This is a genomic window from Klebsiella sp. JB_Kp042 (genome assembly GCF_040065275.1).
GTDB classification, from domain to species: domain Bacteria; phylum Pseudomonadota; class Gammaproteobacteria; order Enterobacterales; family Enterobacteriaceae; genus Klebsiella; species Klebsiella quasipneumoniae.
The window spans coordinates 25,527-40,237 of sequence record NZ_JBEAJL010000117.1 but is presented as its reverse complement, the minus strand read 5'-3'; the positions used below and the strand labels follow the sequence as shown (position 1 = coordinate 40,237).

Genomic DNA, 14,711 nt, shown 5'->3' with positions numbered 1-14,711 from the left:
GCCATCGACCCGTTGCGCCATCGACGGCATTCTCTGAGTCATGCGGAACGCAAACGCGCTTTTTGGCAAAGCTAAGTAAATTAAATACTTTGTTATTTAACGTGTTATCTCACATCTTCGGAGGAAATGAGGCAACACGGCAAGGTATGGGAAGTGACGGAAAAGAAGACGGCTGTCTATGTGGATGACCAACAGCGCATCCTGATCCGCCAGCTGGCGCGCAGCTGGCTGTGGCGCAGCGAGCTGCCGACCTGGCTGCTGATTGTGACGGTTTACGGCGGCTGGTTTGCCTGCGTGACGAGCTGGCGGACGCTGGGACTGTTTCCGGCCACGCTGCTGCTAATCTGGTTTACCGCCTGGTATATGTCCTTACAGCATGAGCTGATCCATGGGCATCCCACCCGGCTGGCATGGTTCAACCAGCTGCTGGGGACGCTGCCGCTGGCGGTCTGGTATCCCTATGGCGTCTACCGCGACAGCCATCTGGCGCATCATCGCAACCATCTGCTGACGCACCCCGAGGACGACCCCGAGTCGTACTATGTGACGGCGGAAAGCTGGCAGCGCTTCTCTGCCTGGCAGCGCCGCCTTATCCACCTGCGCAATACCTTCTGGGGGCGTCTGCTTCTGGCGCCGCTGATGGATATCGTTCACACCCTGCGTAGCGCGCTGCGGGCTTTCCGCGCGGGCGACCGCCGCGCCATTGCCATGTGGAGCCTGCATCTGTTTCTGTTGACGGGTCTGCTGGCCTGGATGGCGGCGCAGGGTTTTTCCCCGCTGTGGTTTGTGCTGGCGGTGAGCTACCCGGCGCTGGCCCTGACCAAAGTGCGCTCTTTTCTCGAACACCGGGCCGCGGATGACCCGCTGGCCCGCTCGGTGATCAACGAGGCCGGGCTCCCCTGGCGGGTGCTGTTCCTCAATCTCAACTACCATGCGGTACATCATGACCTGCCAGGGGTCCCCTGGTACGCTTTACGTCGGCTGTATCTGCATCGCCAGACGGCTTATCTGCAGCGTAATCAGGGGTTCCTGGTGCGCGGGTACGGTGAGTGGCGACGCCATTTTAGCCGCCGGGCGGTGGCGGTGAACGCCCATCCAGGCTTTGGCGAACAGGCGCAGGCGGGAGGAGAACATGGCTGAACGTATGACCTTTCCCATGTATGCCATCCACCGACAACAGACCCAGGCCCTGTGGCTGGCGGTGCAGTCGCTGCTGGCTGAACGCGGCGTGAGGGTGGTGGGGGACCCTCCGGCGGCCGATCCCGAGGATCTGCTGGCCCACTGGCGCCAGCCGGGGCTGTTGCTGAGCCAGACCTGTGGCTATCCGCTGGTGACCCAACTGCCGGAGGTGCAGACGGTGGGCTGCTTCCACTACGCCGCGCCCGGTTGCGAGGGGCGCCGCTACCGCAGCCTGCTGGTGGTCCGCGAAGCGGATAGTCACCGGATGCTGGTGGACTTTTTGGGCCGTCGGGCCGTATGCAATGCCGAGCACTCGCAGTCTGGCTACAACGTGCTGCGCAAAATGGTCGCGCCGCTCTCCCGGGAGGGGCGTTTTTTTTCGGCGGTGGTGTTCAGCGGCAGCCATCGGCAGTCGCTGCGCGAGCTGCAGCAGGAAAACGCCGATATCGCCGCCATCGACTGCGTGACCTACGCTCTGCTGCAGCGCCATCAGCCGGAGGCCCTGGCAGGCCTGGCGGCGATCGGCTGGAGCCCGGCCGCGCCAGGGCTGCCGCTGATCACCGCCGGCGCCACCCCGGCGGCGACGCTGAACAGCCTGCGCGAGGCGCTCCAGCAGCTGGTGAGCGATGCGCGCTATCGTCCCCTGTGCGACGCCTTGCTGATCTGCGGCTATAGCGATATGTCGCGGGAGGCCTATGCTCCGCTGCTGGCGTGGCGGGATGAGGCCGCGGCGCTGGGGGTCAGTCAGCTGTAGGTAAAATGCCCCGGCCAGCGATCTGCGCCGGGGCGGGCCATGGCAAGTTACGGCGTCGGCGGTAACGCGGAGCGGGACGGGGCGGTGAAGCGGTTTTCCACCGCCGGCAGACCGAGCTTTTCACGCAGGGTGCCGGGCGGATAGCGGTCGCGCATGACGCCGTTACGCTGCAGAAGCGGCACCACCTGGTCAATAAAGCGGTCAAAGTCTCCCGGCAGCAGCGGGAACATCAGGTTGAACCCATCGGCGGCGCCCGCCTGCCAGGTCTCCGTTAAGGTGGCGGCAATCTCCTCGGCGCTGCCCAGCAGCAGCCAGCTATCAGAACTCTGTAATAACAACTTCCCCAACTCCAGCAGGGTGAGCTGCGGATCGTACTGGCGGATAAGCTTCAGCGCGGTACGGATGCCGTCAAAGCTCTCCTCATCGGGGAGCGGCGGCAGAGGTTGGTCCCGCGGCAGGGCGCTGAGATCCATTCGAAGATAAGAGGAGAGCAGATCGATAGCCATCTGGTCGCTCATGAGCTGCTCGTTAAGCTGCTGGCGGGCCGCCTTCTCCTCGCCGGCGTTCACCACCACCGGCAGGACCCCGGCGATGATTTTGAAATGGGCCGGATCGCGTCCGTGCTGGCGCAGCCGCTGGTTCATCTCTTCGCGATAGGCCAGCCCCTCGGCGACCGAATGAATAAACACGAAGTGCATATCAGACCAGGCGGCGGCCAGCGCTTTTCCCGCCTCCGAAGAGCCGGCCTGCACCAGCAGCGGATGGCCCTGCGGCGGGCGAGGTACGTTGAGCGGGCCGCGGACGCGGAAGTACTCGCCCTGATAGTCGAGGTGATGCACCTTGTCGGCATCGGCGAAGACTCCGCGCGCTTTATCAAAGATTGCCGCGCCATCTTCCCAGGAATCCCACAGGCGAGTGACCACGTCGATGAATTCATTGGCCCGCTGGTAGCGGGTGCCGTGGCGGGGAAGCTGCTCCAGACCGAAGTTTGCCGCTTCTTCTTCCAGCCACGACGTCACCACATTCCAGCTTGCCCGGCCATTGCTGAGGAAATCCAGCGAGGCAAAGTAACGGGCGAGATTATAGGGTTCGTTATAGGAGGTCGACGCGGTGGCCATCAGGCCGATATGCTCTGTTACCGCGGCGAGGGCGGAGAGCAGCGTCAGTGGTTCAAGCCGGGCGTTGGCATAGTGGCTCAGGCCGCTGGGCACCGTATCCCACACCGCGATATGGTCGGCGACAAAGATAGCGTCCAGGGTCGCCGCTTCGGCCTTACGCGCCAGGCTGGCGTAATAGTCGAGGGTAAATATGTCCGCTTCAGGCGCGTCAGGGTGGCGCCAGGAGAAACGGTAATCCCCCTGTGGGTTATAAAAGAAGAGGTTCAGGATCATGTGTCGGTTAGACATAGCGTAGACTCGCGGCTGAACGCCATCCGTGGCGGGGTGACGGTCAGTGTTGGGATAGGTTGGCATTAACCCACTGTTCGGCGACGGCCGCCGGATCTTTATGCTGGAGATCGACCTGCTGGTTGAGGGCAATCAGCGTGGCATTGTCCAGCTTGCCGGAAACCTCATTGAGCACGGCGCCTATCTCCGGCGTCAGACTGGCTTTGCGCACCAGCGGCACGACGTTCTGACTCGGTTGTTCATGTTTATCATCCTCGAGGACCACCCATTTCTCCTTCGCCAGATTGCCCTGGGTGGAGACGACCGTCGCGACGTCGATTTTGCCCGAATTGAGCGCCAGCCGGGTGAGCGGCCCACCCATGTCCAGCGATTTCACCGCTTTGAACTCAAGACCATAGACGCGCTTCAGCCCCGGCAGGCCGAGGGCACGTACCGCCAGCTCTGGCGGTCCGCCGATCACCAGCTGCGGGGCGACGGGCTTCAGGTCGGAGAGGGTGCGCAGATGGTATTTCTCCGCGGTCTCGGCACGTACCGCCCAGGCGGTGATCGAGGTGGCCGGGGCCGGGTTCAGCAGGGTGAAATCGGCGGGCAGGGCCTGGGCCAGCTCTGCGCTGACGTCCTGCTGGCTGGTGGCCTCGGTTTTGCCGTTATAGAAATTGAGCAGGGCGCCAAGATATTCCGGAACGATATCGATCTCACCGCTCTGCAGCGCCGGAATAATAATTTCCCGGTTGCCGAGGTTGAGACGGGTGTTGGCCTCAATATGATTTTTCTTTAGCGCGCTGGCGTAGATGTTGGCGAGAATGGAGCTTTCGGTAAAGTTGGCCCCGCCCACGGTGACGCCGGCGGCAAAGGTGTTAACGCTCAGACTGAAGAGCCCGGCGGCCAGCAGCGAGAGACGAAATCGACGGGCGGTGACGGCCTTACCAAATAATTGCTTCATAATACCTCTTGTATTTTCAGGTTAATCAGCGCCAGGCGCTGAGGGTAATGTCAGGTACACGCTAATAAGGCGCGGCAATTCGGCGGTGGGTCAGGCGTCCGGCGCAGCGGACGAAAAGCAGTTCGCCGCCTATCGCCAGCAGGGAAACCACCAGCGAGCCGCCGATCACCTGCGGGATATCCCGCTGCCCGAGGCCATCGATCAGAAAACGTCCCAGCCCGCCCAGGCCGGCATAGGCTGCGACTACCGCCGTGGCGATAAGCTGGACCAGCGCGGTGCGCATCCCGGCGAGGATCAGCGGCGCCGCCAGCGGGATCCGCAGCTGCCACAGGCTTTGCCATGGGGTCATGCCCAGCGCGATGGCCGCATCGCACAGCGGGCGGTCGGCGTGATAAATCCCCACCCAGGTGTTAGTGAGAATGGGCGGAATAGAAAGCGCGATAAGCGCCGCCAGCACCGGGATATCGTTAAAGCCAAAAACGATGATGCATAATAAAATCAGCCCTAACGAAGGGATGGCGCGGCCAAGATTAAACAGGTTGATCACCACGAAGGCGCCTTTGCGCCAGTAACCCAGGGCGATGCCGAGCGGCAGGGCAATGGCGCAGGCAACGGCCATGCTGACCAGCACGTAATATAGGTGTTGGCCCAGGCGCAGCAGGATGCCATCGTCGCCCAGCCAGTGCTCCGGCTGGGTTAACCAGTGAAAGGTGGCGAGAAGCAGCGTCATCATTTCGTCCACGGCGTTAGCCAGTCGCCGAGACGGGCAATCAGCCCGTCAAAGACCAGCGAAAGTACAAGACTGAGGACCAGGCTGACGACAATTGGCGTCAGAAAGTCCTGATTAAAGCCCGCCATCAGCAACTGCCCGAGCCCGCCCTGACCGATCAGCGCGGTGACAGTGACCAGGCCGACCAGCGTCACCGAGGCAATGCGCAGCCCGGCAAACAGAGAGGGCAGCAGCAGCCACAGCTCGATATCGAAGAAGCGGAAACCGCGGGTGTAGCCGAGCGCCCGCGCCGACTCCAGCGCCGCCTGCGGCAGCTTCTCCATGCCGGCCAGCACGTTGCGCAGCAGGATCAACAGCGAGTACAGCGTCAGGCCAATCAGCGAGGTGGTCAGCGACAGGCCGGTAAACGGCAGCAATAAAATAAACAGCGCCAGCGAGGGAATGGTAAACAGCACGCCGCAGAGGGTGATGAGCGGCTGCGCCGTCGCGGGCCAGCGCAGGGTAATGGCTAACAGGCCGCCGGTGAGCAGGGAGCCGAAAAACAGCGCCAGCAGGACCATCCGCGCATGCTGCCAGAGAAGATCGCCGATCATCGCGCGGTTATCGATAACCCAGCCCCAGTCAATCATGAGGTCTCACCCCCACCGCGCCGTCGAGCACCTGCTGCAGCAGGGCGTGGGACACCGCCCCCTGGTATTGTCCTTCGCTATCCACATGCACCAGCACGCCGGTCGCCACGTCGAGCAGCGCGCTGTAGGCGAAACGCAGGCTGTGGCTGCTGGTGAGCGGGCGCTCCACCGGCAGGGAGAGACCGTGTTGCGGATCGAACCAGTGCAGCGGACGTCGCTGGCGGTCAAGCACCAGGCGCAGCGGGCTGGCCAGCGGTGGATGGGCGCTGGCGATCGGCGTCAGCGCTTCGTCGAGCAGGGGGACATCGTGACGCGGCAGCTGGCCGACCTGAATCATACCCAGCCGTTTCAGATTGGGCTCCGGGCCGATAAAGCGGCGCACGAACTCGCTCGCCGGGTGGGCCAGAATACGGTCGGGGGTATCAAACTGCGCCAGCACGCCGCCTTCCTGGAAAATGGCGATTTTATCGCCGAGGCGGATCGCTTCATTGATGTCGTGGGTCACTAATACAATGGTTTTCTGCAGCCGCTGCTGCAACAGCAACAGCTCGTCCTGGAGGCGTTCACGGACCACCGGGTCGATGGCGGCGAAGGGCTCATCCATCAGTAAAATCGGCGGATCGGCGGCGATGGCGCGGGCGATGGCCACGCGTCCCTGCTGGCCGCCGGAGAGCTGATGCGGATAGCGGTGCAGCAGATGGCTGTCGAGCGACATCAGCGCTACCAGTTCGTCAATGCGCGCGCTGATGCGCGCTTTGCTCCATCCCGCCAGCCGCGGCACGGTGGCGATATTTTGCGCCACGGTACGATGGGGAAAGAGCGCGGCGCTTTGCATCACGAAGCCGATCTGGCGGCGGACCTGGATAATATCAGCGTCAGCGAGGCGGACGCCCTGAATATAGACGTCGCCGCTGTCGGGAATATCCAGCTGGTTGATCATCCGCAGGATGGTGGTTTTTCCGCAGCCGCTCGGGCCGACGAAAGTGCAGAATTCGCCATGATCAATATCCAGACTGAGGTCGCGAATGGCCGGCTGGGCGCTGCCTGAATAGGTTTTGAAAAGATGCGCTAATTTTATCATGGCGGAATTCAACACTCTGAATAATAAAGTCCTGACCCGGAAAAAGTGGCGCCGGGATCCTGGCTCAAACTACAGAGCGCCTGCGGGGAGGGCAAATACGTTATTTGCATTTGCATAGTGAAAAGCTGGTTAATCAGTTGCGGTGGAAGAGAGGCCGGGAGGTTGTTTTATGGATTTGTGATCGGCAACACAAATGACTGCCTGCCAGGCGCTGTAAAAGATAAATTGCCAGGGTTGATTTTAATCAAAGTATGACCGCCTGCGATATGGCGGAAAAAGTCGCCCCCTCCGCCGCATAAGAAAAACAAGATTGTGAATTTAATGTTTCTTTGATGTAAATAATGCCTGCGCCTTTTTCCCGCCCGCCGCCGATAAAATGTGATGCCAAACCGACTTGTCGTTAAATAATGGCGTTGATTACGTCCGCTGTTTATTCTTTACAGCATTAATTTAATTTTCACCTTTTTTATCGCCCTGACGGCGCGGGTCAAATAGCGTACGAAAAGCGTATTTTTTATCGCCATTTTACCGTCGATGTTATCGCCATCAATTATTTTTATCCCCGCATTCGGTTACGACAAAAAACGCGCAAACAACGTTCGTAATGATTTTAATGAATTGATTTTAAATGGATTATTCCGGATGGGGAATCCTGCTAATCGGCCACGGCGGAGCCTTTGTGAGAGCTCTCACATAACCCGCTAATCGCGATTTGTTACACTTTCCGCCGTCAACAAAGGAATGAAAGCGAGACGTGATGAATACTTTTTCTCTGCCTAAAACTCAGCATCTGGTGGTTTTCCAGGAAGTGATCCGCAGCGGGTCTATCGGGGCCGGAGCAAAAGCGTTAGGACTCACACAGCCGGCGGTCAGTAAAATCATTGGCGACATGGAAAGCTATTTTGGCAGCGAATTAATCGTCCGGCGAAATACCGGCGTCTCGCTCACCGAGGTCGGGCAGGTATTTCTGAACTGGTCAGAGGCGATCACCCGGGAAATGAAAAATATGGTCAATGAAATGAATGCGTTGACCAACAGCACGGTGGTGGATGTCTCCTTTGGTTTTCCTTCGCTGGTGGGGTTTACCTTTATGTCGGAGATGGTGCATCAGTTCAAAATGACCTTCCCCAAGGCGCGGGTATCGATGTATGAGGCGCAGCTCTCTGCCTTCTTGCCGGCGATCCGCGACGGGCGCCTCGACTTCGCCATCGGGACGCTGAGCGATGAGATGAAGCTGCAGGACCTGCACGTCGAGCCGCTGTTTGAGTCTGAGTTTGTGCTGGTGGCGAACCGGGCGCGGATCGGCAACGGCACCGTCCGCCTGGCCTCGCTCCAGCACGAGCAGTGGGTGCTGCCGGAGACCAATATGGGCTACTACAGCGAACTGCTGACCACCCTGCAGCGCAGCGGCATCCGCCGTGAAAATATCGTGAATACCGATTCGGTGGTGACGATCTATAACCTGGTGCTCAATGCCGATTTTTTGACGGTCATTCCCTGCGACATGACCACGCCGTTCGGCTCGAGCCAGTTTGTCACCATCCCCATTAAAGAGGCCTTGCCGGTGGCGCGCTATGCGGCGGTGTGGTCGAAAAATTATCGGCTGAAAACCGCGGCGGCGTCGCTGGTGGAGATGGCGAAACAGTATTCATCGGGGCAGGGCAACCGCCACTGGCAGCCAATAGAAATTGCCTGACTGATATTAATTAAATAATCCAACAACCATCCTCGCTGTTGTCAGCAGGATGACGCCCGGTCATTGACTTTATATTAAGATACAGAGGCCAAAATGCATATTACCTACGATCTTCCGGTATCCATTGACGATATTCTCGAAGCGAAGCAACGCCTGGCGGGAAAAATATATAAAACGGGTATGCCGCGGTCGAATTATTTTAGCGAACGCTGCAAGGGTGAAATATTTCTTAAATTCGAAAATATGCAGCGTACGGGTTCATTTAAAATTCGCGGCGCCTTTAATAAGCTCTGCGGCTTAACCGCAGCGGAAAAACGCAAAGGGGTGGTGGCCTGCTCAGCGGGCAACCACGCCCAGGGCATCTCGCTCTCCTGCGCCATGCTCGGCATTGACGGGAAAGTGGTGATGCCGAAAGGGGCGCCGAAATCGAAAGTCGCCGCCACCTGCGATTATTCGGCGGAGGTGGTGCTGCATGGCGATAATTTTAACGATACCCTCGCCAAAGCCAGCGATATTGTTGAACTTGAAGGCCGTATCTTTATTCCCCCCTATGACGATCCCCAGGTTATTGCCGGGCAGGGCACTATCGGTCTCGAAATATTAGAAGATCTGTATGACGTGGATAATGTCATTGTGCCGATTGGCGGCGGGGGCTTAATTGCCGGCATCGCGATTGCGATTAAATCTATTAACCCGACGATCCGCATTATCGGCGTGCAGTCGGAGAATGTTCACGGCATGGCCGCCTCCTGGTACGCCGGAGAGATCACCAGCCATCGCCACGCCGGCACCTTAGCCGATGGCTGCGATGTCGCCCGCCCGGGAAAACTGACCTATGAAATCGCCCGCCAGCTGGTGGATGACATCGTCCTCGTCAGCGAGGACGACATTCGCCAGAGCATGGTCGCCTTAATTCAGCGCAATAAAGTGATCACCGAAGGGGCCGGAGCGTTGGCCTGCGCCGCGTTATTAAGCGGCAAATTAGACAGCTATATCCAGAACCGCAAAACGGTCAGCCTGATTTCCGGCGGCAATATCGATCTCTCGCGGGTATCGCAAATTACCGGTTTTGTTGACGCTTAATTCAATACATAAGTGAGGACAGGATATGAGTACGACTGAGAGCATTGCATCCAGCCAGACAAGCCTTTCGTCCTGGCGTAAATCCGACACCACCTGGACCCTGGGCCTGTTTGGTACCGCCATCGGCGCCGGGGTGCTGTTTTTCCCCATCCGCGCCGGCTTCGGCGGGCTGATCCCGATCCTGGTGATGCTGGTGCTGGCCTATCCCATCGCCTTCTATTGCCACCGGGCGCTGGCGCGGCTGTGCCTGTCGGGGGCTAACCCCTCCGGCAATATCACCGAAACGGTGGAAGAGCATTTTGGCAAAACCGGCGGGGTGGTGATCACCTTTCTGTACTTCTTCGCCATCTGCCCGCTGCTGTGGATTTATGGCGTGACGATCACCAATACCTTCATGACCTTCTGGGAGAACCAGCTGCAGATGCCGGCCCTCAACCGCGGAGTGGTGGCGCTGCTCCTGCTGCTGCTGATGGCGTTTGTCATCTGGTTTGGCAAAGACCTGATGGTCAAGGTGATGAGCTATCTGGTGTGGCCGTTTATCGCCAGCCTGGTGGTGATCTCCCTGTCTCTGATCCCTTACTGGAATAGCGCGGTGATTGATCAGGTGAACCTCAGCGATATCGCCTTAACCGGTCACGACGGCATTCTGGTGACAGTGTGGCTGGGCATCTCCATTATGGTGTTCTCCTTTAACTTCTCGCCGATCGTCTCCTCGTTTGTGGTCTCCAAACGCGAAGAGTATGAAGCGCAGTTTGGCCGGGAATATACCGAACACAAATGCTCGCAGATCATCTCCCGGGCCAGCATGCTGATGGTGGCGGTGGTGATGTTCTTCGCCTTCAGCTGCCTGTTTACCCTCTCGCCGCAGAACATGGCGGACGCCAAGGCGCAGAATATCCCGGTGCTCTCCTATCTGGCGAACCACTTTGCCTCGATGTCGGGCGCCAAATCCACCTTTGCCACCCTGCTGGAGTATGGCGCGTCGATCATCGCCCTGGTGGCCATCTTCAAATCGTTCTTCGGCCACTATCTTGGCACCCTGGAGGGGCTGAACGGTTTGATCCTGCGCTTCGGCTATAAAGGGGATAAAACCCGGGTCTCCAGCGGCAAGCTCAATACCCTGAGCATGGTGTTCATCATGGGCTCGACCTGGGTGGTGGCCTATGCCAACCCCAATATCCTCGACCTGATTGAGGCCATGGGCGCGCCGATTATCGCCTCGCTGCTGTGCCTGCTGCCGATGTACGCCATTCGTAAAGCGCCTTCGCTGGCCAAATACCGTGGCCGTCTCGATAACCTCTTTGTGACCGCCATTGGTCTGCTGACCATCCTCAATATCGTTTACAAACTGTTCTAATCCGGCTCAGGCCACGCGGAGTACAACATGACTGAATTTCCGGTAGTGCTGGTGATCAACTGCGGCTCGTCGTCGATCAAATTTTCCGTACTGGACGCCGCCAGCTGCGACTGCCTGCTCAACGGCGTAGTCGAGGGCATCAACGCGGACCAGGCGTCTCTCTCGCTCAACGGCGGCGAGCCGGTGGCGCTGGCGCCGCGCGGCTACGAAGGCGCCCTGCAGGCGATTGCCGGGGCATTAGCCCAACGCGATCTTATCGACAGCGTGGCCCTGATTGGCCACCGCGTCGCCCACGGCGGCGACCTCTTCACCGAGTCGGTCATTATCAGCGAGGAGGTTATCGACAATATTCGCCAGGTATCGTCCCTGGCCCCGCTGCATAACTACGCCAGCCTTAGCGGCATCGCCTCGGCGCAGCGGCTGTTCCCGGGGGTCATGCAGGTGGCGGTCTTTGATACCAGCTTTCACCAGACCCTGGCCCCGGAAGCCTTTCTCTATGGCCTGCCGTGGGAGTATTACCAGAACCTCGGGGTGCGCCGCTATGGCTTCCACGGCACCTCCCACCGCTATGTCTCCCGGCGCGCCCTGGCGTTGCTCGGGTTGCCGGAGCAGGAGAGCGGCCTGGTGATCGCCCACCTGGGCAATGGCGCCTCGATCTGCGCGGTGCGCAACGGCCGCAGCGTGGACACCTCGATGGGTATGACGCCCCTGGAGGGGCTGATGATGGGCACCCGCAGCGGCGATGTCGACTTCGGCGCCATGGCGTGGATTGCCGCGGAAACCCGGCAGACTCTCAGCGACCTGGAGCGGGTGGCCAACACCGCCTCCGGCCTGCTGGGGATCTCCGGCCTTTCCTCCGACCTGCGGGTACTGGAGCAGGCCTGGCATGAGGGCCATGCCCGCGCCCGCCTGGCGATCAAAACCTTCGTCCATCGCATCGCCCGCCATATCGCCGGCCACGCCGCCGCGCTGCAGCGTCTCGACGGCATTATTTTCACCGGTGGGATTGGCGAAAACTCGGTGCTGATCCGTCGGCTGGTGAGCGAGCGGCTGGCGGTCTTTGGCCTTGAGATGGACGCTGCCCGCAACCAGCAGCCTAATTCGGCCGGCGAGCGCCTGATCTCCGCCGACGGCAGCCGGGTGCGCTGCGCGGTTATCCCCACCAATGAAGAGCGCATGATTGCCCTCGATGCGATCCGCTTAGGCCGGATCCACACCGCGGCGGCGCTGGCCTGATTTTTTTATTCTGTAGAGAGACGATGTTCATGAAAGTAGATATCGACACCCACGACGCACGATACGCCGACGCCTGGCAGGGCTTTCGCGGGACGGCGTGGCAAACGCAGATTAACGTTCGCGACTTTATTCAGCATAACTACACCCCTTACGAGGGCGATGAGTCCTTCCTCGCCGACGCGACGCCGGCCACCACCGCCCTCTGGGAGCAGGTGATGGCCGGGATCCGCGTCGAGAACGCCACCCATGCGCCGGTGGATTTCGACACCAATGTCGCCACCAGCATCACCGCCCACGCGGCGGGCTATATCAACCAGCCGCTGGAAAAGATCGTCGGCCTGCAAACGGACCGGCCGCTGAAGCGCGCCCTGCACCCCTTTGGCGGCATCAATATGATCAAAAGCGCCTTCGAGGCCTATGGCCGCGAAATGGACCCCGATTTTGAGTATCAGTTTACGGCGCTGCGCAAGACCCACAATCAGGGCGTATTTGACGTCTATTCCCCGGATATGCTGCGCTGCCGTAAGTCCGGCGTGCTGACCGGGCTGCCGGACGGCTACGGTCGCGGACGGATCATCGGCGATTACCGCCGCGTGGCGCTGTACGGCATTCGCTATCTGGTCCGCGAACGTGAGCTGCAGTTTGCCGACCTGCAGCCAGCCCTTGAACGCGGCGAGGCGCTGGAGGCCACCCTGCGCCTGCGCGAAGAGCTGGCCGAACAGCGGCGCGCGCTGCAGCAGATGCAGGAGATGGCGGCCCGTTACGGCTGTGATATCTCCCACCCGGCGCGCACCGCCCGGGAGGCGGTGCAGTGGCTCTACTTCGCCTACCTGGCGGCGGTGAAGTCGCAGAACGGCGGCGCCATGTCGCTGGGACGCACGGCCACCTTCCTCGATATCTATATTGAACGCGATCTGCGCGCCGGTTTACTCAATGAGGAGCAGGCCCAGGAGCTGATTGACCACTTCATCATGAAGATCCGCATGGTGCGTTTCCTGCGTACCCCGGAATTTGACTCGCTGTTCTCCGGGGATCCCATCTGGGCGACGGAAGTCCTGGGCGGTATGGGGCTGGATGGCCGCACCCTGGTCAGTAAAACCACCTTCCGTTACCTGCATACTCTGCACACCATGGGGCCGGCGCCGGAGCCGAACCTGACCGTGCTCTGGTCGCAGGCGCTGCCGGTGGCGTTTAAAAAATACGCCGCCCGGGTCTCTATCGCCACCTCGTCGCTGCAGTATGAGAACGACGATCTGATGCGCAGCGATTTTCACAGCGACGACTACGCCATCGCCTGCTGCGTCAGCCCGATGGTGATCGGCAAGCAGATGCAGTTCTTCGGCGCCCGCGCCAATCTCGCCAAAACGCTGCTCTACGCGATTAACGGCGGGGTGGATGAGAAACTGAAGATCCAGGTGGGGCCGAAAACCGCGCCGCTGCGCGATGAGGTGCTGGACTACGACAGCGTGATGGCCAGCCTCGACCACTTTATGGACTGGCTGGCGGTGCAGTACATCAGCGCGCTGAACATCATCCACTGCATGCATGATAAGTACAGTTACGAAGCGGCGCTGATGGCCCTGCACGACCGCGACGTCTACCGTACGATGGCCTGCGGCATCGCCGGCCTGTCGGTGGCAGCGGATTCGCTGTCGGCGATAAAGTACGCCCGGGTGAAGCCGGTGCGCGACCATCACGGGCTGGCGGTGGACTTTGTCATTGAGGGGGATTATCCGCAATATGGCAACAACGACGATCGCGTCGATGCCATCGCCTGCGACCTGGTGGAGCGCTTTATGCGCAAAATCCAGGCGCTGCCCACCTGGCGCCAGGCGGTGCCGACCCAGTCGATCCTGACCATTACCTCCAACGTGGTGTACGGGCAGAAAACCGGCAACACGCCGGACGGACGTCGGGCGGGGACGCCGTTCGCCCCGGGGGCCAATCCGATGCATGGCCGCGACCGCAAAGGGGCGGTGGCGTCGCTGACCTCGGTGGCGAAACTGCCGTTTACCTACGCCAAAGATGGCATCTCGTACACCTTCTCCATCGTGCCGGCGGCCCTCGGCAAAGCGCCGTCGGCGCAGGAAAACAACCTGTTAGGGCTGCTGGACGGCTACTTCCATCACGAGGAGACGGTGGAGGGGGGACAGCACCTCAACGTCAATGTACTGAACCGGGAAAAGCTGCTCGATGCGATAGAACATCCGGAGCAGTATCCGAATCTGACGATCCGCGTCTCCGGCTATGCGGTCCGCTTTAACGCGCTAACCCGCGAGCAGCAGCAGGATGTTATCTCGCGAACGTTCACCAGCCAGCTCTGAGCGGCCGCCGGGCCACAGGGGAGCCCTTAACGGGCTCTCCTGTTATCATCTTCACATTACCGCAACAAAATAATCACCACTGTTGATCATATTCGCATTTTTGCACCACGCTGGCGCGCAGCGACCGCTAACTGCATCTATGTTTAGCTCACGGGCCGGTACGGATACCGCGTTGTCCGGCTCGCCACGTGATGGCAACCGATCTCCTGACCTGAAAGGGAATGCGCCCTTGCCGGATGCGGCACGGGTTGTCGTCGCGTGCGCACCGACCGGGGCGTCCGCTCTCCGGCGCG

At 60.2% G+C, this 14,711-nt stretch carries 14 protein-coding genes; 7 read left to right on the top strand and 7 right to left on the bottom strand.

The window, feature by feature from the left end; all coding sequences use genetic code 11:
* Nucleotides 1–153: 153 nt before the first annotated feature.
* Complete coding sequence (locus tag ABLV54_RS25975) at nt 154–1,140, top strand: fatty acid desaturase (RefSeq protein ID WP_164481489.1); 987 nt, start codon at nt 154–156, stop codon at nt 1,138–1,140.
* Nucleotides 1,133–1,933 carry a PhnD/SsuA/transferrin family substrate-binding protein gene (locus ABLV54_RS25970; RefSeq protein ID WP_226563723.1) on the top strand — a complete coding sequence of 267 codons (801 nt, stop codon included), beginning with the start codon at nt 1,133–1,135 and terminating at the stop codon, nt 1,931–1,933. Before ABLV54_RS25975 ends, ABLV54_RS25970 begins: the two co-directional genes overlap by 8 nt.
* 47 nt (nt 1,934–1,980) lie before the next feature.
* Here ABLV54_RS25970 and ABLV54_RS25965 read toward each other — a convergent pair whose 3' ends face one another.
* The 6 genes from ABLV54_RS25965 to ABLV54_RS25940 all read right to left on the bottom strand — a co-directional run bounded on the left by ABLV54_RS25965 (nt 1,981) and on the right by ABLV54_RS25940 (nt 7,282).
* On the bottom strand, nt 1,981–3,324 hold the full coding sequence (locus ABLV54_RS25965) for an LLM class flavin-dependent oxidoreductase (protein WP_226563735.1): 1,344 nt from the start codon (nt 3,322–3,324) through the stop codon (nt 1,981–1,983).
* A 58-nt stretch (nt 3,325–3,382) separates the two neighbouring features.
* Nucleotides 3,383–4,282: an ABC transporter substrate-binding protein gene (locus ABLV54_RS25960; RefSeq protein ID WP_023290194.1), complete on the bottom strand. Its 900-nt coding sequence runs from the start codon at nt 4,280–4,282 to the stop codon at nt 3,383–3,385.
* Nucleotides 4,283–4,343: 61 nt separating this feature from the next.
* Nucleotides 4,344–5,012, bottom strand: a complete 669-nt coding sequence (locus ABLV54_RS25955) for an ABC transporter permease (RefSeq protein ID WP_248860828.1) — start codon at nt 5,010–5,012, stop codon at nt 4,344–4,346.
* The gene (locus tag ABLV54_RS25950) at nt 5,012–5,641 is read right to left on the bottom strand and encodes an ABC transporter permease subunit (protein WP_023290192.1); all 630 of its coding nucleotides are present in this window, start codon (nt 5,639–5,641) and stop codon (nt 5,012–5,014) included. The genes ABLV54_RS25955 and ABLV54_RS25950 overlap by 1 nt, the downstream gene beginning before the upstream one ends.
* The gene (locus tag ABLV54_RS25945; RefSeq protein WP_060591636.1) at nt 5,634–6,722 is read right to left on the bottom strand and encodes an ABC transporter ATP-binding protein; all 1,089 of its coding nucleotides are present in this window, start codon (nt 6,720–6,722) and stop codon (nt 5,634–5,636) included. The genes ABLV54_RS25950 and ABLV54_RS25945 overlap by 8 nt, the downstream gene beginning before the upstream one ends.
* A 437-nt stretch (nt 6,723–7,159) precedes the next feature.
* Nucleotides 7,160–7,282 carry a hypothetical protein gene (locus ABLV54_RS25940; RefSeq protein ID WP_032428907.1) on the bottom strand — a complete coding sequence of 41 codons (123 nt, stop codon included), beginning with the start codon at nt 7,280–7,282 and terminating at the stop codon, nt 7,160–7,162.
* Nucleotides 7,283–7,479: 197 nt separating this feature from the next.
* On the opposite strand from ABLV54_RS25940, the gene tdcA reads away from it, so the two are divergent.
* From tdcA to pflB, 5 genes are all read left to right on the top strand, one after another.
* The gene (gene tdcA / locus ABLV54_RS25935; RefSeq protein WP_226564205.1) at nt 7,480–8,418 is read left to right on the top strand and encodes a transcriptional regulator TdcA; all 939 of its coding nucleotides are present in this window, start codon (nt 7,480–7,482) and stop codon (nt 8,416–8,418) included.
* Nucleotides 8,419–8,511: 93 nt separating this feature from the next.
* Nucleotides 8,512–9,501: a bifunctional threonine ammonia-lyase/L-serine ammonia-lyase TdcB gene (tdcB, locus tag ABLV54_RS25930; protein WP_214183867.1), complete on the top strand. Its 990-nt coding sequence runs from the start codon at nt 8,512–8,514 to the stop codon at nt 9,499–9,501.
* A 25-nt stretch (nt 9,502–9,526) separates the two neighbouring features.
* Nucleotides 9,527–10,858 carry a threonine/serine transporter TdcC gene (gene tdcC, locus ABLV54_RS25925; protein ID WP_032453337.1) on the top strand — a complete coding sequence of 444 codons (1,332 nt, stop codon included), beginning with the start codon at nt 9,527–9,529 and terminating at the stop codon, nt 10,856–10,858.
* A 27-nt stretch (nt 10,859–10,885) separates the two neighbouring features.
* The gene (gene tdcD, locus ABLV54_RS25920) at nt 10,886–12,094 is read left to right on the top strand and encodes a propionate kinase (protein ID WP_123822642.1); all 1,209 of its coding nucleotides are present in this window, start codon (nt 10,886–10,888) and stop codon (nt 12,092–12,094) included.
* A 29-nt stretch (nt 12,095–12,123) separates the two neighbouring features.
* Nucleotides 12,124–14,418 carry a formate C-acetyltransferase gene (pflB, locus tag ABLV54_RS25915; RefSeq protein ID WP_123822930.1) on the top strand — a complete coding sequence of 765 codons (2,295 nt, stop codon included), beginning with the start codon at nt 12,124–12,126 and terminating at the stop codon, nt 14,416–14,418.
* A 51-nt stretch (nt 14,419–14,469) separates the two neighbouring features.
* Here pflB and ABLV54_RS25910 read toward each other — a convergent pair whose 3' ends face one another.
* Complete coding sequence (locus ABLV54_RS25910) at nt 14,470–14,616, bottom strand: hypothetical protein (RefSeq protein ID WP_004225356.1); 147 nt, start codon at nt 14,614–14,616, stop codon at nt 14,470–14,472.
* Nucleotides 14,617–14,711 lie beyond the last annotated feature (95 nt).

What these genes read in the sequence shown, in the direction of transcription:
- ABLV54_RS25970 (WP_226563723.1), top strand. Translation starts at nt 1,133, where the DNA reads ATGGCTGAACGTATGACCTTTCCCATGTATGCCATCCACCGACAACAG.
- ABLV54_RS25965 (WP_226563735.1), bottom strand. Translation starts at nt 3,324, where the DNA reads ATGATCCTGAACCTCTTCTTTTATAACCCACAGGGGGATTACCGTTTC.
- ABLV54_RS25960 (WP_023290194.1), bottom strand. Translation starts at nt 4,282, where the DNA reads ATGAAGCAATTATTTGGTAAGGCCGTCACCGCCCGTCGATTTCGTCTC.
- ABLV54_RS25955 (WP_248860828.1), bottom strand. Translation starts at nt 5,012, where the DNA reads ATGACGCTGCTTCTCGCCACCTTTCACTGGTTAACCCAGCCGGAGCAC.
- ABLV54_RS25950 (WP_023290192.1), bottom strand. Translation starts at nt 5,641, where the DNA reads ATGATTGACTGGGGCTGGGTTATCGATAACCGCGCGATGATCGGCGAT.
- ABLV54_RS25945 (WP_060591636.1), bottom strand. Translation starts at nt 6,722, where the DNA reads ATGATAAAATTAGCGCATCTTTTCAAAACCTATTCAGGCAGCGCCCAG.
- tdcA (WP_226564205.1), top strand. Translation starts at nt 7,480, where the DNA reads ATGAATACTTTTTCTCTGCCTAAAACTCAGCATCTGGTGGTTTTCCAG.
- tdcB (WP_214183867.1), top strand. Translation starts at nt 8,512, where the DNA reads ATGCATATTACCTACGATCTTCCGGTATCCATTGACGATATTCTCGAA.
- tdcC (WP_032453337.1), top strand. Translation starts at nt 9,527, where the DNA reads ATGAGTACGACTGAGAGCATTGCATCCAGCCAGACAAGCCTTTCGTCC.
- tdcD (WP_123822642.1), top strand. Translation starts at nt 10,886, where the DNA reads ATGACTGAATTTCCGGTAGTGCTGGTGATCAACTGCGGCTCGTCGTCG.
- pflB (WP_123822930.1), top strand. Translation starts at nt 12,124, where the DNA reads ATGAAAGTAGATATCGACACCCACGACGCACGATACGCCGACGCCTGG.